Annotated in this window: 28 protein-coding genes; 2 read left to right on the forward strand and 26 right to left on the reverse strand. The window is 64.3% G+C overall.

Annotation, left to right across the window (positions count from 1 at the left end):
* Positions 1-192 precede the first annotated feature (192 nt).
* The 6 genes from JQ639_RS24380 to JQ639_RS24405 form a co-directional block, all read right to left on the reverse strand.
* Positions 193-1,077, reverse strand: a complete 885-nt coding sequence (locus JQ639_RS24380) for a replication initiator protein A (protein ID WP_137900609.1) — start codon at positions 1,075-1,077, stop codon at positions 193-195.
* An 11-nt stretch (positions 1,078-1,088) separates the two neighbouring features.
* Complete coding sequence (locus JQ639_RS24385) at positions 1,089-1,370, reverse strand: helix-turn-helix transcriptional regulator (protein WP_137900610.1); 282 nt, start codon at positions 1,368-1,370, stop codon at positions 1,089-1,091.
* A gap of 134 nt (positions 1,371-1,504) precedes the next feature.
* Positions 1,505-2,044: a DUF2285 domain-containing protein gene (locus tag JQ639_RS24390; protein ID WP_151646748.1), complete on the reverse strand. Its 540-nt coding sequence runs from the start codon at positions 2,042-2,044 to the stop codon at positions 1,505-1,507.
* Positions 2,022-2,276, reverse strand: coding sequence for a transcriptional regulator domain-containing protein (locus tag JQ639_RS24395; RefSeq protein WP_137901433.1), 255 nt, complete (start codon positions 2,274-2,276; stop codon positions 2,022-2,024). The genes JQ639_RS24390 and JQ639_RS24395 overlap by 23 nt, the downstream gene beginning before the upstream one ends.
* A gap of 111 nt (positions 2,277-2,387) precedes the next feature.
* A complete protein-coding gene (locus tag JQ639_RS24400) occupies positions 2,388-2,651 on the reverse strand; it encodes a DNA -binding domain-containing protein (protein WP_137901432.1) in 264 nt (87 codons plus the stop codon).
* 128 nt (positions 2,652-2,779) lie between these two features.
* Positions 2,780-3,028 carry a helix-turn-helix domain-containing protein gene (locus JQ639_RS24405; RefSeq protein ID WP_033965369.1) on the reverse strand — a complete coding sequence of 83 codons (249 nt, stop codon included), beginning with the start codon at positions 3,026-3,028 and terminating at the stop codon, positions 2,780-2,782.
* A gap of 154 nt (positions 3,029-3,182) precedes the next feature.
* On the opposite strand from JQ639_RS24405, the gene JQ639_RS24410 reads away from it, so the two are divergent.
* A complete protein-coding gene (locus tag JQ639_RS24410; protein ID WP_137901431.1) occupies positions 3,183-3,401 on the forward strand; it encodes a helix-turn-helix domain-containing protein in 219 nt (72 codons plus the stop codon).
* Positions 3,402-3,604: 203 nt separating this feature from the next.
* Here the strand turns inward: JQ639_RS24410 and JQ639_RS24415 are convergent, their stop codons facing one another.
* The 5 genes from JQ639_RS24415 to JQ639_RS24435 form a co-directional block, all read right to left on the reverse strand.
* Complete coding sequence (locus JQ639_RS24415; protein ID WP_137901430.1) at positions 3,605-4,645, reverse strand: IS110 family RNA-guided transposase; 1,041 nt, start codon at positions 4,643-4,645, stop codon at positions 3,605-3,607.
* A 114-nt stretch (positions 4,646-4,759) separates the two neighbouring features.
* Positions 4,760-7,024, reverse strand: coding sequence for a bifunctional organomercurial lyase/mercury(II) reductase MerBA (merBA, locus tag JQ639_RS24420; protein ID WP_137901429.1), 2,265 nt, complete (start codon positions 7,022-7,024; stop codon positions 4,760-4,762).
* Positions 7,021-7,269: a mercury transport protein gene (locus tag JQ639_RS24425; protein WP_137901428.1), complete on the reverse strand. Its 249-nt coding sequence runs from the start codon at positions 7,267-7,269 to the stop codon at positions 7,021-7,023. Before JQ639_RS24425 ends, merBA begins: the two co-directional genes overlap by 4 nt.
* 1 nt (position 7,270) lies before the next feature.
* Positions 7,271-7,564: a mercury resistance system periplasmic binding protein MerP gene (gene merP, locus JQ639_RS24430; protein WP_137901427.1), complete on the reverse strand. Its 294-nt coding sequence runs from the start codon at positions 7,562-7,564 to the stop codon at positions 7,271-7,273.
* A gap of 20 nt (positions 7,565-7,584) precedes the next feature.
* The gene (locus JQ639_RS24435; RefSeq protein WP_137901426.1) at positions 7,585-8,010 is read right to left on the reverse strand and encodes a mercuric transporter MerT family protein; all 426 of its coding nucleotides are present in this window, start codon (positions 8,008-8,010) and stop codon (positions 7,585-7,587) included.
* Between the two features lie 84 nt (positions 8,011-8,094).
* Between JQ639_RS24435 and JQ639_RS24440 the strand changes: the two genes are divergently transcribed.
* Positions 8,095-8,517 carry a MerR family transcriptional regulator gene (locus tag JQ639_RS24440; protein WP_137901425.1) on the forward strand — a complete coding sequence of 141 codons (423 nt, stop codon included), beginning with the start codon at positions 8,095-8,097 and terminating at the stop codon, positions 8,515-8,517.
* Between the two features lie 218 nt (positions 8,518-8,735).
* On the opposite strand, the gene JQ639_RS24445 is transcribed toward JQ639_RS24440, so the two are convergent.
* From JQ639_RS24445 to JQ639_RS24515, 15 genes are all read right to left on the reverse strand, one after another.
* Entirely contained in the window at positions 8,736-9,062 is a 327-nt protein-coding gene (locus JQ639_RS24445) for a DUF736 domain-containing protein (protein ID WP_030540751.1), read from the reverse strand.
* Positions 9,063-9,627: 565 nt separating this feature from the next.
* On the reverse strand, positions 9,628-10,068 hold the full coding sequence (locus JQ639_RS24450) for a hypothetical protein (protein ID WP_030540752.1): 441 nt from the start codon (positions 10,066-10,068) through the stop codon (positions 9,628-9,630).
* A 152-nt stretch (positions 10,069-10,220) separates the two neighbouring features.
* Positions 10,221-11,147, reverse strand: coding sequence for a DUF2493 domain-containing protein (locus tag JQ639_RS24455; protein ID WP_103023844.1), 927 nt, complete (start codon positions 11,145-11,147; stop codon positions 10,221-10,223).
* A 308-nt stretch (positions 11,148-11,455) separates the two neighbouring features.
* Positions 11,456-12,493, reverse strand: a complete 1,038-nt coding sequence (locus JQ639_RS24460; RefSeq protein WP_030540754.1) for a DUF7146 domain-containing protein — start codon at positions 12,491-12,493, stop codon at positions 11,456-11,458.
* Positions 12,493-16,815: a strawberry notch family protein gene (locus JQ639_RS24465; protein WP_030540755.1), complete on the reverse strand. Its 4,323-nt coding sequence runs from the start codon at positions 16,813-16,815 to the stop codon at positions 12,493-12,495. Before JQ639_RS24465 ends, JQ639_RS24460 begins: the two co-directional genes overlap by 1 nt.
* Before the next feature lie 150 nt (positions 16,816-16,965).
* Complete coding sequence (locus JQ639_RS24470) at positions 16,966-17,610, reverse strand: DUF8835 domain-containing pootine (RefSeq protein ID WP_103023845.1); 645 nt, start codon at positions 17,608-17,610, stop codon at positions 16,966-16,968.
* Complete coding sequence (locus JQ639_RS24475) at positions 17,603-18,019, reverse strand: hypothetical protein (protein WP_030540757.1); 417 nt, start codon at positions 18,017-18,019, stop codon at positions 17,603-17,605. Before JQ639_RS24475 ends, JQ639_RS24470 begins: the two co-directional genes overlap by 8 nt.
* A 64-nt stretch (positions 18,020-18,083) precedes the next feature.
* On the reverse strand, positions 18,084-18,503 hold the full coding sequence (locus JQ639_RS24480) for a DUF6915 family protein (RefSeq protein ID WP_030540758.1): 420 nt from the start codon (positions 18,501-18,503) through the stop codon (positions 18,084-18,086).
* 11 nt (positions 18,504-18,514) lie between these two features.
* Positions 18,515-18,994 (reverse strand): DUF6878 family protein, encoded by a 480-nt coding sequence (locus JQ639_RS24485; RefSeq protein ID WP_030540759.1) that lies wholly within the window; start codon positions 18,992-18,994, stop codon positions 18,515-18,517.
* Between the two features lie 67 nt (positions 18,995-19,061).
* A complete protein-coding gene (locus JQ639_RS24490) occupies positions 19,062-19,610 on the reverse strand; it encodes a hypothetical protein (protein WP_030540760.1) in 549 nt (182 codons plus the stop codon).
* A 201-nt stretch (positions 19,611-19,811) separates the two neighbouring features.
* Positions 19,812-19,976, reverse strand: a complete 165-nt coding sequence (locus tag JQ639_RS24495) for a hypothetical protein (protein ID WP_173830039.1) — start codon at positions 19,974-19,976, stop codon at positions 19,812-19,814.
* A 392-nt stretch (positions 19,977-20,368) separates the two neighbouring features.
* Positions 20,369-20,674 carry a hypothetical protein gene (locus tag JQ639_RS24500; RefSeq protein WP_030540761.1) on the reverse strand — a complete coding sequence of 102 codons (306 nt, stop codon included), beginning with the start codon at positions 20,672-20,674 and terminating at the stop codon, positions 20,369-20,371.
* Positions 20,675-20,771: 97 nt separating this feature from the next.
* On the reverse strand, positions 20,772-22,883 hold the full coding sequence (locus JQ639_RS24505) for a ParB/RepB/Spo0J family partition protein (RefSeq protein ID WP_030540762.1): 2,112 nt from the start codon (positions 22,881-22,883) through the stop codon (positions 20,772-20,774).
* A 126-nt stretch (positions 22,884-23,009) separates the two neighbouring features.
* Entirely contained in the window at positions 23,010-23,405 is a 396-nt protein-coding gene (locus JQ639_RS24510) for a DUF2958 domain-containing protein (RefSeq protein WP_030540763.1), read from the reverse strand.
* A complete protein-coding gene (locus JQ639_RS24515) occupies positions 23,402-24,364 on the reverse strand; it encodes an ArdC family protein (protein WP_103023847.1) in 963 nt (320 codons plus the stop codon). The genes JQ639_RS24510 and JQ639_RS24515 overlap by 4 nt, the downstream gene beginning before the upstream one ends.
* Between the last annotated feature and the right edge of the window lie 174 nt (positions 24,365-24,538).

Raw genomic sequence — 24,538 nt, forward strand, 5'->3', positions numbered from 1 at the left:
CCTGCCGGTTATCCGCAGGCGTGCAAAACCGCGGTCGCGTTAGAAAGATTCCGAAGGAATCTAGGTTAGATAAGTTACGGGGGCCGCAAGCTACTGAACCGAAGACTGGAATCGACGATTCCGGTCCCCGATAGCACGAGGATCGGGTCCCCGATGGCACGATAGGGGCGGTCCCCAATAGCACGAGACGATTCACAGCTTATCCCCAAGGCGCGTTGTCGGCCGACGGTGGCGCCGCGGCATCCCGAGCGCGTCGGGATCGGTTGCGACGAAGGACAGGATTTCGGGGCCGTCGGCGCACGGCTCGATGCGTAGGCGATAGCCGGGCAGCGGCTGACGGCGGACGATGTCGCGCAGGTCGTAGGCGAAGTGCTTGAGCGGCGAGAGGCTGCCCGACTTGGCGTGGAGGTGCGCGAAGTCGAAGCTCCAGCCGTGTTCCTGGCGGCCGCCATGCTTGCGGACGAGCCTGTAGAGCCAGCGCTCAAGGCCTCCGGTGAGGCCGAAATAGGCGCGGTCGATGGTCAGCACGAGCGCGTCGTCGAGCACCGCGGCGTAGAACCAGTCGGGCACGATCAGTTCGAGGCCGAGGGGCCGCCCGCGCGCGTCGGCCTTCTCCTTCCACTCGTTGATCCAGGAGAAGCGGTGCATCCGCCGCTCGCTGGGCTGGCGGATCGAAGTTGCGATCGTGGTCGACTGCAGCCGGTCGAGGGCCGCCTTCAGCCGGTCATAGTCGCGCAGAGACACGCCGCGACCGATGAAGTTCAAGATCCCGTAGGGCGTCGTGCCCATCAGCCGTGACGGCCGCAAGCCGGTGTCGCGCGCCTCGACGATCTGGCTCGCGGCCCAGATCAGCACGTCGGCGTCCCAGATGGTTGCCATGCCGTGCTCCGGCACGGCTTCGACCCGGATGACAACGGGGCCCGCCTTGAAGTTGATCGGCGCCAGGCGCTTCGACTTGGCGAGCGAGAAGAACGGATAGGCCATGAGGTCTTGGGTATCCCTGGGTGCGAGGTCGCCGGGCAGCGCCCGGAAGAGATCGAGCTGCTCGCGTTCGTGGCGTGGACGAGGCGGCGACATCCGGGGATGTTTCAGCGGGCCTGACGACTGGCGCGGACCAACGCCGCGGGTTCATGGCGCTTGGCGGGGAGGACGCTCCCGCGCGGGTCGGACGTGGAGGTGACGGCGCCGCGATCGGCCCAGGCCTGCAGGTCGTCGACCGCGTAAACGACACGGCCGCCGAGCTTGCGGTAGGCGGGGCCGGTGCCGTAGGTCCGGTGCTTTTCCAGGGTGCGGCCGGACAGACCGAGAAATCGCGCGGCTTCGGGTGTGCGGAGATAGCGCGGCGGCAAGCCGGCTGCGTTGGCGGACATGATCGAGCCTCCGGGTCGTTCGTTGAGGCCGCTGGCGAGCAGCGGCGAGCGAAGGCCACGGTGGCGAAGAGTTGTCGCGCGGGGGGATGGCGAAGATGGGTGGGCTTAAATCGCACCCCTTTTGGTGCGCAGCCTCAGGTACGGCGTCGGCTGCGCAGCAGCTTGCGATAGCCGCCGGCGATCAGCGCGGCGCCGTCCTTGACGAGGTCGATGGTGCTATCTCGGAGGGCGGAGGTCTTCCATGCGGCCGCGCCGACCCGCGACGCACCGTAGATCGCGGCGGCGATCTCGCGATAACTTGCGCCGTTCATGTGCCCGTCAACCGCTTGCAGCATATAACGCAGCCGGCGTCGCTGCTGGGCGGTGAGGCGGCCGTCCGGCGGCACGGACCGTTTGTTGAGGGCGCGCCAGAGTCGCGTCACAGCTTCGATCCGGTCGAGGCCGTCCGCGCCGAGGGGGACGAGCGCCGCGAGGGGCTGGGTGGGAAGGGCAGCGTCGACAAGAAGGAGGCGGACGGCTTTCGGTCCGCGTCCGTAAACCAAGCTGAGCCCGTCGACGCCTGCATGGAAGTCGCCTAGCTCGCGGCCAGAAAGCGATCCTCCATCCAAACCCGGGATCGGTGGAACCGTTGTGACAATGACGCTGCCTGGATCAATCTCCGGCGCCCAGAACACCGTCGTCTCTGTGGCATTGAGGATCGGTGGGACGGGGAAATCGCAACCCCCATCGCAGGCGCACTCCCTCGGTGATGATCTGCAGGTCGGGGGCGGGCCGCTCGGTGTCAGCGTAATCGCGTTGATAATCGCGGTTGCGGCGCAGACATTCCCAGGCGAGGTCCGGGGCAATGAGTTGGTCGAGGAAATCGTAGCCGGGTGAAGTGCGCCACCCGGACGTGTCGGGCGTCATCGGTATCCTCCTGGTCGCACGCGTGCGGGACGGGGAAGAGACGATCCACGGTTGAGCGAGGCGCGGGAAGTCAGCGCGTCGGCAATGGGTGATGCCGCGGCGGCATCGCGCTCAGTGGTGGCCTTCACGGACGAGCTGGCGATAGCCGTGCTCGGTCATCCAGCGCGCGCGCGCCAGGTGGCTGTGGTGAACGCGTTGGGCTCGTTCGGGCTCGCGGTCCGGATCGATGCCGAACAGCAATGCGACCGCCTCCCGCCAATCGGCCCCATCGGTGTCGGCGTCGAGCAGGCGCAAATAGAGCTTCACGTGCGTACGGTCGTAGGGTGTCAGCGCCGGGCTCTCCGGCGGCTGGTCAAGAAACTCTTGCTGGGTCATGCGTTCCCCCCGCCGTGATGAGCGCCGCTGAATCAGCGGTTAACCATATCCACAATTCTGCGACATGCGAGGGGCGATGGGGGGCATCACCCGATGAACGCGCGGCATCACCGCAGGTCCGGCGCACCTCAAGTTGCTGAGCCGATCTTCGCACGGACAAGCATGACTCCTTCACCCTGGTCGGAGGTGAGGAGGACGATGCCGCTTCGTTCCAGGGCCCGACGGACCTGATCGCGCGTGCTTTCAAACACCTCGAGACCGTTGACGGATTCGAGGCGTTTGAGCGCGGTCAAAGAAACCTGGGCCTTGTCAGCGAGCGTCTCCTGGTTCCAACCGAGCAGCGCGCGTGCGGCCCGCGACTGTCGGGCGGTGATCATGCATGATCACCTCCCACCGACACGAACGTGCACGCCAGAACTACGACTTCTCTATTCGGATCAGGCCGCTAACACGGTCCAATCCCATATCCAATCGTCATTTACATACTATAGTTGATAAACTCAAAGTATGTAAATCACGATCCTCCTGCGCATGGATATGCGCAAATTGGTCGGCCGGAACTTCGCCCGTCTGCGTCGGGAGAAGGGCCTGACCCAGGAGGAGGTCGAAGCGCGTTCTGGGTTCAGTCAACAATACCTCAGCAGTCTGGAGCGCGGGCGGCGCAATCCGACCGTGATCACCCTTTTCGAGCTGGCCCAAGCCCTGGGCGTCAGCCATATCGAGCTCGTCCAACCGGACGGCGAAGGCTGATAGGCATACCCGTGAGGATCATGCTTCTCTTCGTGGTCGGCACAAAGCCGCCACAGGATGGGGTCAGAGGAGCGGCGGAACAATCTAAAATGCGGCATCGCGTTGGTAGGACCGACGCGGCCAAGTCGTATTTGCGAACTCGCCGTCCCTCGTCCCCTCGCGGGGAGCCCTTCGCACCCGGCCTGCGCCCGGCGCGAGATCGTTCAGGCCGTAGCCGCCGCAGGCGGCGTGCCCCAGTCGAACTCCGTACCATCGACCCACATGCGATGTAGGACGACACCAATGCGGCGCGCGAGGGCGACGATTGCTTTCTTGTGCCCGCGGCGCCGCGAGACGTGAGCGGCCCACGCCTTGAGCGCAGACCAGCGTTTGACGCGCGTGAGGAGAACCTGTGCTGCCTCGTAGAGCGCGCTTCGCATCATGGCATCGCCCCACTTGGAGATGCGACCGGTGCGGTCAACTTCACCCGATTGGTACTTTCGTGGCGTTAGGCCGAAATGCGCGCCCACGTCTCGCGATCGAGTGAATCGTGCTGGCACGTCGACAGTGGCGCGGAAGGTCAGTGCGACCACCGGGCCGACGCCGGGAACGGTCATGAGACGGCGCGAGAGTGCATCATCACGTGCAAGCCGGACCAACAGATTATCCAAGCGGCCGAACTCCTCGCGAAGAACCCGACGTGCATTGAGCAACGGATCGGCGATGACATGCAGATCGCTCTCGCTGAGCAATTCGCGGACTCGCGATTCGAACTCGCGTGCTGTGACCTTGCCGAGATGGTAGCCGAAGTTGCGGATGAGACCCCGGATCTCGTTCTCGACATCCTGGAGCTTGTTTCTCAGCAACTGGCGCGCCGTCAGGATTGTGCGTAGCCGCTGGCTGGTCGGCGTCTTGACGTGCACCGGCTTGAATAGACCGACGCGCATCATTTGGGCGATGCCGCGGGCGTCGTGACGATCGGTCTTATTGAGCTGTGCGGAGAGCGCCGCCTTCATATGACGGGTCTCGACGCAAACAACGGGAAGTCCCGCTGCCGCCAATCCCGCAAACAGATGCTGCGAGAGCATTCCGGCCTCGAGGCCGATGCGGGCGAGATGCAGATCGAGACCAAGAAGATGCGCTGAGATGGCGTCAGGGTCGACGTTCAGCTTGCGCTCGTGCGCCACGCGACCCTCGTCGTCGACCACGCACAAGTTCACGGAACGGGCGGATACATCAAGTCCAACGTAGTGCTTTGCTGTCATCACCGGAGTCCTCAGTTGAATGTCCGGTGATTTCTTTAGCGCTTCCGACGCGGCTTTTGGCAACTACGACCTTTCTAGTCGTCCTTCACGACGACAGTCGCAAGCAGGCCGTGCTCAGCCGGCGCAGCACGATAACTTGGCGACATCCTTGCCGAACGACAGCGCCGCGAGCTTCAGACCCTCGACAGTGGTGAGATACGGAAAAATGGTATCCACGAGGTCATCGACCGTGAGGCCCTGTCGGATTGCGATCGCCGCGGTCTGGATGCTGTCGGCGCCTTCCGGCGCAAGGATATGGGCGCCGAGTAGACGGCCGCTGCCGGCGTCGGCCACGAGCTTGATCAGCCCGCGGGTGTCACGAGCGGCAAGCGCGCGTGGCACCTGGTCAAGGCCGATCGTCGAGACACGAACGGTATGACCGGCCGCGCGCGCGGTGGCCTCGGTCAGCCCGACGCTCGCCACCTGGGGATCGGTGAACACGATGGCGGGCATGGCGCTGTTGTCGTAGCGCAGGCTGTCGCCATTGAAGGCGTTCCTGGCGGCGAGCTTGGCGCCGTAGGCAGCCATGTAGACGAACTGGTCGCGGCCGGTGACGTCGCCGGCGGCATAGACGCCAGTCTTGGTCGTGCGCATCCGGTCGTCGACTACGATGCCGCCCTTCGTCGAGACAGTGATCCCGTGCTCGGCCAGCCCAAGGCCTTCGATGTTGGGCGTGCGCCCCGTGGTGATCAGCACCTGATCGGCGTCGATCGCAATATCCTGGCCGTCGCGCGTGACCGTCAGTGACACACCGCCATCAATTTTACGGATCGCGCGGTAAGCGATGCCGGAGACAACGGTGATGCCTTCGTCCTCGAAATACCCCGTGAGCGCCGCGCTGATCTCGGGCTCGGCCTCTGGGAGCAGACGAGACCGGCAGACGAGAGTCACCTTAACGCCTGCACGAGCGAACATCTGCGCGAGCTCCGCGCCGATGTAGCCGCCGCCGATCACGAGAAGCGAGCTCGGCAGCTCCTCGAGCTCGAGCGCCGTTGTGCTGGTGAGATACGGCACGGTCACGAGGCCAGGAATGGCAGGCACTGCCGGCCGCGCGCCGGTCGCGATGATGATCTTGCCAGCGGCAATGCGCGCGCCGTCAACTTCGACACCGCCGTCGAGGAGGCGAGCTGGCCCGTCGCGATAGGCGATGCCGTTATACGCGGGGAGCAGATCGGCGTACTTGGCTTGGCGCAGTTCGGAAACGAGGGCGTCTTTCTGACGAACGGTTCCGCGCCAGTCGATCAGTTCGGCCGCCGCCGTGATGCCGGCAAAACGTGCCGCCACGCGAGCGTTGTGAAGCGTCTCGGCGGCGCGGATCAGGGTCTTTGACGGCACGCAGCCGATATTGACGCAGGTGCCGCCGATGGCGCCGCTGCCGATGAGCGCCACTTGCGCGCCCTGATCGGCGGCCGTGATCGAGGCCGAGAAGCCGGCAGAGCCGGCGCCGATCACGACGAGATCGTAAGCGCCTCCATTGCGACCGTTTGTGCGGAAGGGGCGGTTCGCGACTGATGGGCTGTTCGATTCCGGATCGGCAGGCGGTTGTTGTGTCACACCGAGCCCGGCGAGGCTCGGCCCGAACAGAGCGCGGCCGGCCTCCAGGCCTTCATCGATCGACAGCCGAAAACCTGGCTCGTCGGCGGAACGCTCGCGGCGCCAGGCGGAGAGATGCTCATCCGAGCAGAAAAAGGTGGTCGTCGCGCACAGCGAGTTCGCGGCGCATGCGTCTTCATAGCGAACGCTTTGCCACATGACGGCCGTCTGCGGCTCGACATCGGCCAGCACCCGCCCTCGGTCCCGTGTGGTGATCCGGATTGGCGCGCCGCAATGGCGGCAACTCGAGGCGATCGAGATGTCGCGATCGGTCATGGCGCCGATCCCAAGCGCGTCGACCGCGCACATAGCGTTGAGCGCGCGCCCGTCCAGCGTGACCTCATGGCCCCTGTCTTGGTCGGTGAACGGATAGGCGCCGACGATTCGTTCGCCGTCGAGAACGACCAGGTCGCGCCGGCGGAGCTCGTCGAGCAACGGCGGGACGGCGGCCTCACCGAGACCTGCAAGGTTCGCAATCGCGGCTACGGTCAGCGCTCGCCCGTGTTCGACGTAGAGCTGAAGCAGCGCAACGCGCACGCGATCCGTGGCGGGATCGTAGCCGCTCCAGCGATTGAGCACGTGGCCAGACCCGACCATGGCCAGCAAAGCGTCCCTCACTGCGGGCGACGTGACCGTCGACCAATCCGGGAACGTGACGCCCGGCCGCACCGCATAGCTGGGCAGAGTGTCGGGCGTAGGGATGACAGCTTCGTTTCGGGACGAGGAGGAGGCACAACAATCGTTCACGGCTTCACGCCTTCCTTGTGAATCGTCGTCTCGCAACGGGCGGCCTTTGCGTGGCGACGATGGAATATCCAAGCGATGAGGCCGAAGCTCGCAGCCATCAGCGGAAGCACTACAAGGCCCTTACCGGCTAGCCACGCGCCAAGGCCCGCAAAGGACAGGCCGACGGCAATGAGCGGCGCGGCGCAGCAGATCGCGACCAGGACGGCACCGGCCATGCCTACGCGGATTGCGGTGCGGTCACTCATCTTAGCTGCCCCGCTGCCTCAGATGGGCTGGATAGCCCGCGTTCATGCTGGCGACGGCGATGATGTCGGCGTTCGTCTTTGCGTCGTCGAAGGTCACGGTCGCTGTCTTTGCCTCGAAGGAGACGGTCACATTCGCGACGCCCGGGACTGCCGTCATCGAGGTCTTCACGATGTAAGGGCACGAGGCGCAGGTCATGTTGTCGACGGCAAACGTAACGGTGCGTTCGGCGGCGAACGCGGTCGATGCCGTCATCACCGAGGCGATTAGGGCAAGGACGCTCAAGCTCTTCTTCATGGGATGGTCTCCTCTTGGTGTCAGGCGAGCAGCAGCAGCGGGGCGACATAGTCAAAGGCAAAGGCGGCGATCACGAGCACAGTCGCGATCCAGAGCGCGAGCTGGACGAGACGGCTGGGGATGGGGCGCGCGCACGCGGCGCCAGCGGCGCAGGCGCGCCGCGGCTTCCAGTATACGAGGTAGAAACCGTATCCGAGGAGTCCCGCCGTTCCAGCGACGAAGAGCGGCTTGTACGGCGCGAGCGCCGTAAGGTTGCCGATCCAGGCGCCGCCGATGCCGAGGCTAAACAGGATGAGCGGAATTACGCAGCAGGACGACGCGGCGATCGCGCCGAGAATGCCGCCCAGAGCAACCAGACGCTGCCGTCCAGCCTCGGTCCGCTCCGACGATGCAAGAACTGTCGTGACGGGTGCCATATCTGCCGTTCCGGATCGCGGTGTAACCATGTCCGACCTCTCATTCCTTGCCGAAATCCTCATTGCGGCGTAGGATGCGGTCTGTAGTCACTACAGGGTCAAGGGGTATTTGCGATGCGCGATCACGCTGTAGTGAAGGGCCTGCAGCGAGCCGAACTCGCCCGGCGGACGGGCAGCAATCTGGAGACGGTCCGCTACTACGAGAAGGTCGGGCTGCTGCCTGAGCCGCCGCGCACGACGGCGGGCTACCGCAGCTATGACACGACGCACGAGCGGCGGCTTCGCTTCGTCCTGCGGGCGCGCGAACTCGGCTTCTCGCTGGATGAAATCCGCGAGCTGCTGCGGCTCGTCGATGAACGCGATCAACCTTGCGCGGAGGCGCGCGCCGTCGCTGCTGCCCATCTCGACGACGTGCGAGCGAAGATCGCCGATCTGAAACGGATGGAGCGGGTATTGAAGGACGTGGTCGCACAATGCGCCGACGGCACGCTGCCAGAATGTCCGCTGATAGAGACGTTATTTGGTGAAGCCGCTTGAACGCTTCGCCTATACGCTTTGCGGACTATGGAGCAACTAAAGCCGACCGCTAAACGCTCCGAATACCCCATCTATAATAGTCGCTCCTCGTGGGTCTGGCCAGACAATTTGACAGGTTTACGGGTGGGATAGATTGAACTGCTGCCGACTGATTCGGTTGCCCTCAAGCGCTTTGCCCCGCCCGGATCGTCCGGGCGGGGCATCTTCGCGCGACGGGCTTACTCGCCATTGCGGCGATTGGGCCGGGACCAGATCAAAGCGTAGCTCTCGCCGTCTTCGTCGTCGAAGAGGTTGGCGTAGATCGGGGCGGTGAAGCTCGGATCGTCGAGCTTGAGGCCCAAATAGTCGCGGCCCTCGTTGGAGCGCTTGGACCAGGCGGCGCCGATCTCGGCGCGGCCGACCAGGACCCGATGGCTGGGGGCGTTCTCGCCGGTGGCACGCAGGTCGGGAACGATGCGCACGCCCTTGGCCTGGACGCTGAGGGTGACGATTTCGCCGGTGAATTCGTTCGAGCCGGTCTTCTTGAAGGTGCCGATGGTTGCCATTTTAAGTCTCCGTTTTCCGTTTCCGAGCCCGCACCATTGCGGCCTCGATGGCGATCGACCGGCCGGAGACGAACGCTGGCGCACCCCAAAGGGGCTGGACAGCACAGGAGAAACTTTCTTGTTCCGCGCGGAATGGCGGCTCTGCCGGCAGGGGAAGAAAGTTGTGACGACGCTGTTGCGCTAAAGCGGTCGAAGCGCATCGCGCTGTTCTTCGGCCAGATCAGGCCATTGAAGAGGCCGTTTGGAGCGGTCGAGACACGGGGGCTGAACGGAGACGGTGGCAACCTTGGGGCTCAACAGGATGACCAGACCGGCCGTACCGGCTCTTTTGTCACCGCGCGTCTCAGGCCATGCGCATCTCTCATTCCGGCCTATTCCAACCGGCGTCGCCCCATCGGTTTCTGGTCAGTCCACGAACGCTGGCGCTGACCGTCCTACGCTCCTATGGGGCGCGGCTGTGTCTCACGCTGATCCGATGCTTGCCCGCTATCTACCGCCATATTCCTGACGAAGATGGAAGATGATCCGTATCCGCTTCTGGTCGCGATCAACGGATCACTGTGGTTCAAGTGCGCACAAAGCCGCCGTCCGCTGGGCCGGTCGCGGCCATGCCCGCAACGCGCAGGAACGTTGTCACGCCCACCGCAACCGCTCCGATGACCGAGAAGATGAGTTGCCATGTCTCTGAGGGCATCATGTGCTTGACGATACCGAGGGTGGCGTAGAACCCGGCCATACCCGCCGGAGCGACAAAGGCCAGAGCGATCAGCAGTCGCGCCCAGATCGGGCGGACCAGCATGAGCAGGCCCTGACCGACTGCCAGTGTCAGACCGGCGGCGAGAAAACCAATGAGGATGCCGCCGAGCCAGCCAGCCCCCGTGCCATAGGCCCAGGTTCCTGCGTTTATGCCGATAAAGAACGGAAGAGCAAAGACGGCAAGGTTGAACAGCAGCCAGCACATGGTGCCGATGGCTGCGATGGAAACAAGGATTCCGAGGACGATCATGGTGGTGTCTCCGTGCAAAATGTTGGACGGTTGCGCCTTCCACCACCACCACGGCGCACCGCGACCTTTAGCATGAACATGTCTGTCTGTGCGACATGGAATGATCGGCGTGAGCTATCGCCATGCTCATGATGAAGCTGGGAAGGCAGCGCTCACGCGCTGCCTGTCCCGAAGCGATAGACCGGGATGCCCATCTTGCGGGCCTTATCGGCCAGGTTGTCCTGAATGCCCGTGCCGGGGAAGATGATGACCCCGATCGGCATAATGCCGAGCATCTGGTCGTTGCGTTTGAACGGTGCTGCCTTGGCATGTTTTGCCCAGTCGGGTTTGAAGGCGACCTGTGCGACCTTGCGGTTATTGGCCCATGTGGCCGCGATGCGTTCCGCGCCCTTGGGCGATCCGCCATGCATCAGCACCATGTCCGGGTGCTTGGCGTGGACCTGATCGAGCTTGGCCCAGATCGTCCGGTGATCGGTGGTGTCACCGCCCGAGAAGGCGATCTTCGGACCTGCGGGCAGCAGCACCTCGTTGTCGGCCCGGCGTTTTGCGGCGATGAAGTCGCGGCTGTCGATCATGGCCGAGGTCATCTTGCGATGGTTGACCCGTGAGCCGGAGCGTTGCGACCAGGGCGTTCCGGTGGTGCGCAGATAGATGTCCGCGGCGCTATCGCGGAAGGTTTCCATGCTGTCGCGGCGCTCGATCAGGCTTTGGCCCGCGCCGATCAGGGTTTCGAGCTGGACGGATTTGACCTCGCTGCCATCCTGTTCACGCTGAAGACGCTTCTGTGCCTGCTCGTTATCGTCGAGTTTCGTCTCGATCCATTCGACAGCGCGGTGGAAGGTGTTGACGGTGGACCAGAGGATCTCGTCGAGGTCGAAATCGAGGCTGGTGTCGGCCATGGTGGAAATCAGGGCATCGAAGATGTCGGAGACTGCGCCCTGGATGACGTGATCTTCGGGTGTGATCCGGGGATCGGCCTCGTCTTCGGAGGGGCGGTAGCCGTAGAGTTCGAGTTCTTCGATGGCATGGCCGGTCGGGGACGTGCTGTGATCGGGTTCGAAATCGTCGTGCGCGTACATGGGATGCTTCCGTCAGTTGGACCGCGACCGTCGCGGCCTTCATGGCGACGAAAGCCCACGGGCGCTCCGGTCTGGCAGCGCGAGCCTCTGGCGAGGGCCTTGATGGCAAAGCCCGGCTGATTTGTTTCGCGCTGTAAAGGCGGGCTTGCCCGCCGACGGAAATCAGTCGGGCGCCGCCATTGCCTGACCGGAGCGTTTGTGGGCCGATCGCCCTCTCGGAAGGCCAAGGCGCGGTCCTCTGCTGATGACAGGATGCAGCCAATGCGCATGAAAGGATCGGAACGCCCCGATCACGGCCCCCGTACCGGCTATGCTATCGAGGCCATGAAGCGGCTGACGTCCTCGGGAGCGATTTGCACCCGGATCTTTGCCCGAACGGCATCCAGCCCATGAGTTGCGAGATCTTCGTTGAAGTCCCCCATCATGGGCGAGAGCGTGATGGCCTCGATCCCGACCTCGTGCGCCCGGCCCACCAGGCTATCGCAGGCGCTGTCACCTGCCGGATCGTTATCGCGGACGATATAGAGCCTGCGCAGTTGTGGCGGGAACAGGATGGCAGCGAGGTGTCCGGCAGAGAGTGCGGAAACCATCGGCATGGTGGGCAGAGTCTGACGCAGCGACAGGATGGTTTCGATGCCTTCCCCCGCTGCCATGACATCCTGCGCATCACCGAAACGAACCGCATGCCCGAGCAGGTCGCCCATTGCCTTCCTCGGCGGATCGACAGGTGCCTTGCCGGAACCGTCCGGGGCCAACCATGTGCGGTGTGCGCCGGTAATCCTGCCATCGAGGCCGGTGACGGCGGCGATCATGGCGGGCCATGTCTCGGTCGGGCCATCGTCCTCAGGCCGCCAGTAGCAGTTGGGATGGAAGCGCAGATTTGCGGTTTGGCGTAAATCCGTAATGCCGCGTCCGCGTAAATACGCCTCTGCGGTACTGCCGATGAGCGGTTGCGTCATGCGCCAGAGGCGACGTGCCGCTTCGGACGATCCCGATGGTGCTGGCGTTCGAGACTGGCGGGATGACGGATCAGGGTCAGCATGCGGCAGGCTGAGGAAGCGCCGGGCCTCTTCGGCAACATCTGCGAAGTCGATCAGGCCGAGCGAGTCCCGGATCACGTCGAGCAGATCGCCATGTTCACCCGTGGCCGAGTCCTGCCATTTTCCGGCAATGCCTTTCACGCTGTCGTGCAACCGGACGAACATGGAGCGTCCAGCCGTGTTTCGGACATTGCCAACCTGCCAGTAATTGCCCTGTTTACGACCATTCGACAGATAGTGGCGGCACACCGCCTCGGCCTGTCGGCCGAGACGCTGGGCCAGTTCGGAAGCGTTGAGACGCGCCATTATGCGGCCTCCCGCTCACCGATGCGCTCAACCGGGAAGCGGTCAAGCAGTTTGCCGGTGATCTCCGGTCCCGTTGCATCGACGGGCACGAAGAAACGCAGCTTCCACGAGATGATCTCGCTGAAGAGGCCATAGGCCCGCAGCCGGTCGCGCATCGCGTCAGTAAAGCCGGTCAGTTCGATCCGGTTGGCGCCCATGACCCGGACGCGGCGCAGTTGCAGCCCCTCGGCGAGATCAAGGATCGTGCGACCTTCGATCAGCGCGGCATAGGCGGCATCCGGTGTCAGGCTGCTGGTGACGCCACTGGTCGAGGCATTGGCGGCCCATGCCGGCGAGACCCGGCGACCAATGATGCGTTCGCCCTCGTCGGTCTGGAGGCGATAGACGCGGGAGGATTCCTGCGGCAGGCGTTTCCAGATCGGCAGAAGCAGCCCTGTCACCATATGCAGGATGCTGTCGGTGAACTCCGGCACCTCGGCCAGTTCCGCAGTCCAGGCTGCGCTGAAGGCGACACGATCGGCCTCGATCCAGTGGGTTTCGCCCATCGCCCGCACCGGAATATTTATCGCCTCCATCGGCCGGATCAGCCGCACGCGCCGTTCGATCTCGCCATCATCCAGCATAACGCTGGTGGTCGGAATCTGCACGGCGGCACGTCCCGACCGCTCGTTGATGAGCAATCTTGCGCGGGGATCATCCAGTTCAGCCAGCGTGGCATCGAGCGTGACCGGCTGATTGCGTTTGCGCTCGGTGAGCGTCAGGAGCCGGGTTTCCGCCCCTGTGCCCGGATGGATGTGGATCACCTGCCGGTCGGTGACGATGAAGCTTTCCGCCTTCAGCGTTTCCAGCCCCATGTCATAGGTGCCGGATGCAATGGCCCCGTCGATCCGGGCCTGCAGAAGCTGCTCGAAGGCCGAGAACAGAATACCCTGCAATTCGATGGTCAGCGCCAGCAGACGGTTGAGGAAGGTGGTGATCGGCGGCAGGTCGTCCTTCACACCATTGCTGTCCATCAGCTTCAGGCCGGTGGCGGATTCAAACCGTTCGAGCGAGCATCCCTCGACCTTGCCGCGCACGATCAGCAGATAGAGCTGGCGAAGCGCGTCGCGGGCATAGCCGGATTCCAGATTGTCCTCGGGGCGGAACAGCCCTTGTCCGCCGGTCTGGCGCTGGCCGCGTGTGATCGCGCCCAGCGTGTCGAGGCGGCGGGCGATGGTCGAGAGGAAGCGCTTCTCGGCTTTGACATCCGTGGCAATCGGCCGGAACAGAGGCGGCTGCGCCTGATTGGTCCGGTTGGTGCGCCCCAGCCCCTGAATGGCGGCATCGGCCTTCCAGCCCGGTTCCAGCAGATAATGGACTCGCAGCCGCTGGTTTCGTGCCGAGAGTTCTGCGTGATAGCTGCGCCCGGTGCCACCGGCATCCGAGAAGACCAGAATGCGCTTGTGGTCATCCATGAAGGCCGAAGTCTCGGCAAGGTTGGCGGACGGCGCACGGTTCTCGACCGCAAGGCGTGCCGATGCTCCGTCGCTCTTGCGCACGATCCGGCGCGAGCGGCCCGTGACCTCGGCCACCACATCCGTGCCGAAACGCTGGACGATCTGGTCAAGCGCACCGGGTACAGGTGGAAGCGAACCCAGCTGCTCCAGCATCTCGTCGCGCCGCGCCACGGCTTCGCGGCATTCCACCGGCTGACCGTCGCGGAAGACGGGGCGTGACGACAGGTTGCCCTCGCCATCGCTGAAGGGTTCATAGAGCTGTACCGGGAAGGAATGCTGCAAATACGAGCCGACATACTCCCTCGGCGTGATATCGACGGAAATATCGTTCCATTCCTCGGTCGGGATCTCGGCCAGTCGCCGTTCCATCAGGGCTTCGCCGGTCGAGACAATCTGAATGACGGCGGCATGGCCTGCTTCAAGATCTGCCTCGATGGACCGGATCAGGGTCGGGGTTTTCATGGAGGTCAGCAGATGGCCGAAGAAGCGCTGCTTGGTGCTCTCGAAGGCGGAACGCGCGGCGGATTTGGCCTGCCGGTTTAGAGTGCCCTCGCTGCCGGTGATATTGGCCGCTTCCATCGCCGCGTCCAGGTTTCCATGGATCACGGCAAATGCGGCCGCGTAAGCATCGTAGATGCGGCGTTGCTCGCCGGTCAGCGGGTGCTCGACCAGTTCATATTCAACGCCATCATAGGAGAGCGACCGCGCGGTATAGAGACCAAGAGAGCGGAGATCGCGGGCCAGAACCTCCATCGCCGCTACGCCGCCGGCCTCGATCGCCTCGACGAATTCGGCGCGGGTCTGAAACGGGAAATCCTCGCCGCCCCAGAGGCCGAGCCGCTGCGCATAGGCGAGATTGTGGACGGTGGTGGCGCCCGTCGCCGACACATAGACCACGCGGGCATCCGGCAGAGCGTGCTGGAGCCGCAGGCCCGCGCGTCCTTGCTGCGAGGCGGCGACATCGCCGCGTTCTCCCTTACCGCCACCGGCATTCTGCATGGCATGGCTCTCGTCGAATATGATGACTCCATCGAAATCGGAGCCCAACCAATCGACGATCTGACGCACGCGCGAAACCTTTTCGCCCCGGTCATCGGAGCGCAGCGTGGCATAGGTGGTAAACAGGATGCCTTCCGTCAGCGTGATCGGCTTGCCCTGCGGGAAGCGCGACAGAGGTGTGACTAGCAGTCGCTCCATGCCGAGCGCCGACCAGTCGCGCTGAGCGTCCTCGATCAGCTTGTCGGATTTCGAAATCCAAACCGCCTTGCGCCGTCCGCGCAGCCAATTGTCGAGGATGATCCCGGCCGATTGGCGACCCTTGCCCGCGCCGGTCCCGTCGCCCAGCATGAAGCCTCGGCGAAAGCGGACAGCGCCGGCTGCATCCTCGAGTGCGGCGCTCACATTGTCGAAATGCTCATCCACCATCCAGGCGCCAGCGAGATGATCAGCATGGGCTTCTCCTGCATAGATCAGGGTCTCCAACTGCGCATCCGACAGGCGGGTACGGATGTCGGCGGGAAGCATGGGCCGGTAAGAAGGCTTGGGCGGCGCGATCGAGGCCATGGCGGCCGATTGCACCAGCTTGGTCGGATGTGGCTCGGCGAGGGGGATGCGCAGCGATTGCAGCGCATATTCCTCATAGATCGCGTCCGACAGCCGCGCGCCTTCCGGCGGCGCCCAGTCCACTGGCTCATAGGCGAGTTCCATGCCCTCGGGATCGTTGGCCGGAGCAGCAACGGGGCGGGAGGATGCGGCGCGGGCAAGATAACCGCGCACCGTCTTCGGAGCCTCGGCGGGCAATGCGATAGCGGCTTTCGGCAAGGAGACCGGCAGGCGTGGCGGAACCTGGCTCTCGATCCAGCCGATCAGCGTGGCGACGTCGGGCGCAATCCCAGGTGAGACCGGGAAGATGGCAGGGTCGTCGGCGGGCGCCTTGTCGATCACCGTCAACCGTGTGTCGATGCTGGTGCCGTGCTTGGCATAGACCGCCCCGCCGATGGCGGCGGTGAACACCACGCGGCCACGTGCCTGCAAGCGGATGAAGGCATCGCGCCAGGCCGGGGCCTCGGGATTGAAATTCGCGCCGGTAATCGTGACTAGCCGCCCGCCGGGGGCCAGCCGGGCGAGCGCGGAAGCGACATGCCGACATGCGGCATCCGCTACGCGTCCGGTGACGTTCGCCATGACCGAGAATGGCGGGTTCATCATCACGACGGACGGCACGGCATCCGGGGCCAGATGATCGTCGATCTGGGCGGCATCCAACCGGGTGACGGGAAAGGCCGGAAAGAGAGAAGAGAGAAGATCGGCGCGGATTTCGGCCAGTTCGTTGAGGATCAGCGAACCACCGAGGGTTTGTGCCAGGATGGCCACAAGACCAGTGCCCGTCGAGGGTTCGAGCACTATATCGTCCGGGGTGATCGATGCCGCGGTCAGCGCGGCGAGGCCGAGCGGCAAAGGCGTGCTGAATTGCTGGAAGCTCTGGCTTTCTTCGGAACGGCGGGTTTGCGTCGGCAGCAGGCCGGCGATCTTCGCCAGCGGATCGAGCCGGGAAAGCGGAGACGCGGCTTTACGGAAAAGCGCCTTTCCGTATTTTCGCAGGAACAGAACCGTGGCGACCTCGCAGGCTTCATACGCCAGTTTCCAGTCCCAGGCGCCGCTGGCGTCGGACGCACCGAAGGCGGTTTCCATCGCGCCGCGCAGGATCGCGACATCGACGCGCTGGCCGCGTTCGAGATAGGGAAGGATGAGATTGGCGGCGGCCAGGATGGAAGGCGCAGCCGCCAGCGGCGCGACCGGCTCGGCCGCGGGAGACGAAATGTTCATTACGGAAAACCTCAGGAGAGCGGGAACGGGAAAGCCCGGAGGGCGCTCTCTCTCGACCACCCGGACTCAACCCGTCCCGGCACCTCTCTGCCTCTTGAGATGATGACAGTGGAAAAGCGCCCCGCCGTGACGGCGGGGCGCTTATCAGGATCAGCCGAAGCGGCGTCCCGTGTCGGTGAAGGTGTAGTCATTGGCGATGATGGTCTCATCAACTGCTTCGTCTGAGGACAGATAGTCGTATTCGCGCTCAAGCTGGCGATAGAGCCAGCGGGCGAGGTCACGCAGCGCCTCAATGACGGTTTCCTCGGCGTCGTCCGTCATGTCCTGCCAGGCCGGGCTATCGCGCTCGACGGAGATCGCCATGCAATACTCATGATAGTAATGACCGCGATGGGTGGCTTCGGCGCGAAGCTGATAGAAGTTTCGGCGCTGGATCGTGTGAAAGGCATCGGCGATGCGGTGCAGTTCGGTGTCCTGCGGGGCATATTCCCTGATACGGCGCGGCGCGGCCTTTCGATAGGAATACCGCGTTTCAAAGCAAGCCCCGTCGCCCTGCGACCAGAATCCCCGAAACCAGATGCGGGGCTCCTGCCGTGTGCTGCCGCCCATGAGCCGGACGGGCCGTGTCTTGAGGTCCAGGCCCAAGATTTCCGCGATGCGCTGGAAATCTTCATAGACGGCATCGTACCATTCGTAGTCGAATCCGCCCTCGCGATACCAGGCGCGAGCCTTGTCCTTGGCCGCATCGGACAGCTCGTCGAGCCTGTAGACCGTGGTTTCGATGATCTCAGGCATGAGGGTCGCCTCCCTCCAGCACGATGGACAGCCAGCCATCGGTATAGATCCAGTCCACAGTCTCGCCGGTGGCGAGATCGAGGACATGTGCGCCGCCGCCGAACCCATCGACGCGGGGTTTGGAACAGGTGTTGGCGTATTGCATGCCCCATAATCCGGTCAGGCCGAACTCGGCCGCGCAGCGTTTGACGAACTGGATGACATGCTCGGGATCGCCCGTGCCGTCATCGCGCATCCAGAGATGCGAGCCCCCATGTTCGGGCTGGATCGAGAGCAGAAATCCGTCCGAAGGCGGATCTTCCGCGGCGTTATCATCCGAGAGCGCATTATAGAGGTCGAGCGCGCGGGCAGCGTTTTCGGGGGTGCCCACTTCAAGCAGGCAGGAGAAATGGGTGAAATAGTCGGCCATGTCAGGCTCCTGAAACGAAAGCGCCCGGCGCGAGGCCGGGCGGAATTGGGAGGAAAGGCGGCGGTCAGCGTGCCGATGGATCGGGAACCGGATGCGGCGAGCCGCCGGTGTTCGGTTCGGTCTCCGCGGTCGCGGCGAAGGGATCGACCAGCTTGTGTATCGGCTGGGCGCGGCCCATCCATGGCTGGGGACGGATCGCGCGCACCCAATCGGCGAAGCTAGGTATGAAGCCGAAATCCTCCAGCACATGCTGTTCGCCGATCAACCGCACGGGCACGACGCGGCCGGTCGAGATGGTGATGGTGGCGCCGAACGTCCGCTCCAGTTCGAATATGCCCTGGGCATGATGGCGGAGCGCCCTATGCCGGAAATCCGCGATGATCTCCTTGGACTCGTCGAACCATTGGTGCAGCGGCAGATAGTCTTCCGCCGCGCCACCCCATTTGCGCGCCGAGGACAGCGCGTGATGATAACAATGTCCCATCATCGCCTCCCTCAGAAACTGTGCATGTAGTTTTCGGAGGCGGTGTAACGCTCGTTGTAGTCGAGCGTGATCTCCCGCTTTGCGACGTCGAATATGACCTCACCATAGGCGCCGTCATTATTCTCCCAGCCGCCATGCGTTCGTTCGAGGACGTCATAGGCGAGATTCTCGACAGCCGTGGCGATGGTGACGGTCGAGCGCTCCGGCTCCGACTGGCCCCAGACGGTTTTGGCGAATGCGATCATGGCCCCCGGCATGGCGATGTTATCGTCGCCGGCCTTGACCTCGACGTCCTCGATCTGGCCGGAATCGCCATATCCGTCGAAGGTGACGATGATGGTGGTAACGCCGGTGAAGACCAGCGCATCGAACAATGTCGCCTTGTTGATGGCGAACAGATCGGCCTCGAGCCGGGATTGAAGGGCGGCCTGCGCTTCCCAGTCGGAGAACGGCGGGCGCGGTTCGGATGCGGTTTTGCTGTTGTCGGCCATATCAGGCTCCTGAAATGAAAAACCCGGCGGATGGCCGGGCGAAGTGGATGGGAAGGTTGGCGTGAGGTCAGGCCGCCTGAGGCAGGCGGAGCAGCTCGGTGGTGGTCTCGCGCCAGAACGGATCGACCAGCCGGGCTTCCAGCGTGGCGGCGCGGTAGCGATACTCGCGAGCCTCGTCGGGATCGGGCGACCGGAAGGCCATGCCGCGCAACCGGCTGGCCTCGGAGACGATCCGGCGCGCCTCGGGGTCCGAGGCAACGGGCTGCTGCCAGAGAATGACACCGGCACGGATTTCACCGGCGAGGACCAGGCGATGCTCGCAATCCTCGATGACCATGATCCGTGGGCGGAAGTGTGGGAAGCTGTCGGGGCCGGTGCAGATATTGCTCTGGGACAGGCGCAGGCAGGCAAAGCGCATGGCCTCTTCGGGTGATTGGCATTCCCCAAGCGGAATGGTGCGGTCGAACCGGTCGGCCTTGTCATTACCGTCATCGCTGGCGATGCCGAGGCACGAGATGCGCAGCGGCAGCCTCCGGGCGCGAAAGAGCGCGGGCATCACCTCGGTTGCGAGAATCTGGCCGATGGGCCGGAAAGTATCGGATCGGAAATGGGTCATCGGGATCACTCCATGACGGGCGCCGGCGAGCCTCTCTCTCCGGCAACCAACCCGTCACGGCCGAACGGCCCGCACTCTTCCTCTCTGGCCGGGGCGCGTCCCCGGTTGCGCTGCCGGCGATAGGCGGTCATCGCAGGACCGGACGCCCGGTCGCGGGATAAGCCGCGATCCGGGCGGAGGGAATGAGGCGCGTGTCGCGCCTCAGGCCCATGGGTCCAGTTCCAGCTTCACCATGTCGTTGTCGCCGTCGAATTCGGCGGCGGGGCAAGCACCGTGGGTTCCGTCCCCGGCCTGGAACACGACGATCTCGACCATCAGCGTGTCGGCGAGGCTGGCGGCGAAGGCGGTGGCATCTGCGTAGGACATCGGGATCGGCTCCTGTCTCTGGAGGCGGGGGACCATCCCCCGCGCGACAGGCGCCCGAAGTGTCTGACTGGATCTGCAATCACTCTCGTGCGTTCGGGCATGTGTCCCGAATCCGCGAGAGCGGCACGCGCGCGTAGGCCGACCCCTTGCGGGTTGACTGCAAAGAGACGGATCAGACCAAGGTTTGCGAATGGAAGCGGGGGTGGTGTTTTGCCTCTGACAGGATGCCGAAGACCCGTCGCAGATGTTTCTCCGCGCCAGCCTTGCCCTCATGCGGCATCAGGATCGTGTTCCAGGCCGGGGATGGAACCCGTTGCCCAGACCGGATCATCGGAATCATGATGAAGCTGGTATCGGGACCATTGAGGCCGGTACCGGGTCCGTGACGACCTTCAATCCCAAAGTCCGTCAGCGATCTCGCGCGCGATCATGGCTTGCGCCTTCATCATCACGTCATCGCCGCAAGTGTCGATGTGATCGTAGAACCGGGCATCATTGCCCTGCGCGGTCCAATCCGCGTAGCGGCAATATTGGCGCATATCGAGACGAAAGGCGCGCATGTCGTCGGCCCAATGGGGCTTTGGCTCCACTACGACGGTAATGCCATCGCGGGTTTCCTCCCACGGCAGCGAGCGTTCCGAAGGAGGGGTGGCGCTGTCCTCGCGAAAGATCTGGTCAATGTCGATATTTGCGGGCATCGGATATCTCCAAAGAAAAAGCCCGGTCACGAGGACCGGGCGAAGTGTGGAAACGGAACGGAGGAGACGGAGCAGCGGAAGCCGCCCCGCCTGAGGATCATTCGGCAGCGACCATCGACTGCGCGTCCTCCTCCTCGGTGGCTTCTTCATCCTCGCCATCGTCGACAAGGAACTCGGGCAGATCGTCCGCGTCCGTATCGACCTTGGCATCACGGTCCACCATGCGCAGCGGCTCCGGCAGCCAGCCGGTTTCGGCCAGCAGGCGCTCGGCTTCTTTCGCCATGTCGCCTTTCTTCAGATGATCGATGAGCTGCGCCGCCCAGTCGCCGGCGCCCTCGCGCACCGCCTCGATGATCCGCGGTTTGGTCACGCGGCCGAGATAGTTCCCGACCGTGGGCCGCCAGCCCACCGCCACCATGTCGAGTCCGGTCGCCCGAGCGAGCCGGTCTGCCTGCGACAGGCGCACGTCGAGACCATGCTGGCTGACGCCCATGCCGCTATAGGGGTTGGGTTTCTCGTGCAGGGCGTTGACGCCGAAGCTAACGCAATGGGCGAGCAACTCCATCCGGGTGTCGTCGTCCTGATCGGCCAGCCAGTCCCAGAGCGCGGCATCGTTGGCCGGGATGTGATCGCCCCAGCGTTCATGCCGATCCTGGATGGACTTTGCCGAGGCGCTTTCGCCCAGATCCTCTGCCTGCGCCGGGAAGTGAACCTCCCGGACCTGGGCCTCGAGGCAGCCCCTGGCGGAATGAGGCAGGAAGCAATCCGTGACCAACCGGTGCAGCAACGCCGTCATCGCCACATGCGGGTTGGTCGCCACGGCATCCCGAAGCGCCAAGGTGCGATGCGCAGTCAACTCGCTGACGAGGCGATCGGGCAGCGGCCGGATGGTCTCGACCTCTTCGTCCTCCTCGGTTTCCGGCGCTGCACCGCCCACGGTGATGACGGCGCGCTGGACACTGCCGGGCTCGCCGCCTTCAACAGATGCACCTTGGGCGCCATCGCCCTCCTGGCCTTCCACCACCTCGTCTTCGGAGCGGACATAACCGCGCTCGACGGCGAGCTGACCGTCGTGACGGATGCTGACGAAAACACCGGCACGGGCCATCTGGTCGGCGGCATAGATCATCGGCCGGGATTCGAGGGCATCCAGCGCTTCCTCGATCTCGCCGAGCCGCGCATCCACCTCGTCGGGCAATTCGTCGGCCTCGGCATATTCCGCCTCCAGCGCGTCGAACTCGTCGCGGAGCTTCTCGCGTTCGGCACGCTCCTCGTCAGTCAAGTCGATGGTGGCGCCGGCCAGACGGCGCATCCCGCTGGTGTGGCCATAGGGGAAGTCCACCGCGATCTCGATCCATTTCCAGCCTTCCTCAGCGATGGTTTCCGCGTCGGCCTTCAGCTTTTCCCCGACAAGCCTGTCGAGCAGCACCGGGTCCTGGAGCCAGCCGCCATCGTCCTGCTGGAAGAGATCGCGCAGCACGCAGCCGCCGGCGTCCTCGTATGCGCCAACCCCGACGAAGAGCGCCCGCTTGTCGGAAGCGCGCACGGTGGTTTCGGTGAGAAGGCGGCGGATATAATAAGGTTCCTTCTGCCAGCCGTCCCGGATCGCTTCCCAAACCTTTTCCTGGCGGGCGTGATCCTCGGAAACGCTGAAGGCCATGAGCTGTTCGAGCGTCATGCCGTCCTCGGCATAGACATCGAGCAGCGAAGGCGAGACCGAAACGAGGCGAAGGCGCTGCTTTACCACCTTGGCGTCGACGAAGAACGCGGCGGCGATTTCCTCCTCGCTCATGCCCTTCTCACGCAGGGTCTGGAAGGCGCGGAACTGATCCAGCGGATGCAGCGGCGCGCGCTCGATGTTCTCGGCCAGCGACACCTCGTCGATCAGGATGTCGTCACTGGCCTCCGAGACGATGCAAGGCACCGGCGCGGTCTTGTTGAGGCGCTTCTGCTTGACCAGATGCTCCAGTGCCCGGTAGCGCCGTCCGCCGGCGGGCACCTCGAAGAGGCCGGTCTCCTTGCCCTCCGCATCCAGCTCTGGCCGGACATGCAGGGACTGGATCAGGCCCCGGCGGGCGATGGACGCGGCCAGTTCCTCGACCGAGACGCCAGCCTTCACGCGCCGGACATTGGACTGGCTGAGCACCAGCTTGTTGAAGGGGATGTCGCGCGAGGACGACAGGGTGATTTTCTGAACGGCAGTGGCCATGTCAGTGACTCCATGACGGACGCCGGGGAGCCTCTCTCTCCGGCAACCAGCCCGTCACGAAGCGAAGCGCCGCCCTCTTCCTCTGAAGAGAGCGACGCCGAACCCGCAGAGCCTGGAACCCGGAATTCAGGGAAACCGGCTTTCCGTATCGGAGGATTTCCGGCTCAAGGATTGAGCCGCGCGGTAAAGCACGCGCTCGGCATCACGGATGCTGCCGGTCTCACGCGCCGCCTCGGCCCAGACCGAGATCGGGAAATCTCCGATGAAAAGCAGATCCCGTTCGATGCCCATGCCAAACGGCAACTGGAGGGATCGCAGTTCCTCGAAGCGCCATGAGCCCAGTTCGGGACAGCCGATATCGGCCAGTCCGAACATGGTGTCGCCATCCTCGTCCAATTCGGTCGCAAGCCAGACACCCGCGCCGAAGGGGTTGAAGAATTTGACGACCGGGATGTGATCGGCGTCCGGTTGGCGGCCATTGGCGAGAAGCTGCGCGCGCTGTTCATCTGTCAGGAGGATCATGCCGCGGCCCTCCGCTCGGTGGCCGCCATATCGGCTTCTGCGGCGTCGCCCTCCGGCAGATGCGAGAGAATCCAGTCGGCCGCCTTGCTCGCCTGCGAGGCGGCGCGCACGATGGCGCGGGAATCCTCGCGCATCACCTCCAGCCACGAACCAACATAGTCGGCATGGCGCACCGTCGGCACGATCCCGAGCGAGGCGCAGCAAAAAGCGCTCGAAATCTCGGCTATCATCTCCTCGAAGGCGTATTTCTTCGTACCGAAGCTACCCGAGAAATCCCGCCCGAGCCGGGTCTCATGCCCTGTGGCGTGACCTATCTCGTGGAGGGCGGTCCGGTGCCAATTGATCGGCTCGAAATAGGCTTGCGGCGGCGGCACCTGCACATAGTCCTGAGCGGGGGCATAATAGGCGCGGTTCCCGCCGATCCGGAAATCGATGCCGGTCGCCGCGATCAGCGCCTCGACCTGCGGCTCGATCATGCCGGGCGGTGGAGGTGGGGCCTCGACGGCGATGTTGTCGGGCAGGCCTTCGCATTGCGCGGCGTTGAATACGGTGAACCGCTTGAGGAACGGAATGCTGCCGGCTTCCTCCCCGGTCTCACGGGCGCGGCGCTTTTCGTCCTCCGGCGTGAAACGATCGGCATAGACGACGGTGGTGCCGTGCTCGCCCTTCCTGACATTGCCGCCAAGCGACAGCGCCTGGCGGAAAGTGAGCCAATGCTGGGTGGGATAGCCATGCTGGATCACGGCCCCCCAGAGGATCAGGACATTGATGCCGGAATATTGCCGGGCGGTCGCCGCGTTCCTCGGCATGGCGAGCGGCGCTTTCGCCGCCGCCGTGCCCCAAGGTTGGACCCAGGGAAAGCGCCCTTCCTCCAGGTCGGCGATGATCTTGTCGGTGATGTCGTCGTAAAGATTCGTGCGCGTGCCGCCCTTGCGAGCCGCGCGTTGCTCTCTGGCCATCGGGATGATCTCCGCGACGGGCGCCGGAAGCCTCTCCTCCGGCCCTCAACCCGTCACGGAAAACCCGTCCGCACTCTCACTCTGAAGGGGGCGTTGCGGGGTCTCCCCGCAGAAGGGGGTGCGCCGGCGACCGAGGCGCCGGCCAGGGGGAAGACTTTCCCCCGCAATCCGTAA

Origin of the sequence: Bradyrhizobium sp. U87765 SZCCT0048, assembly GCF_018131225.1 — a bacterium.
Taxonomy (GTDB): domain Bacteria; phylum Pseudomonadota; class Alphaproteobacteria; order Rhizobiales; family Xanthobacteraceae; genus Bradyrhizobium_A.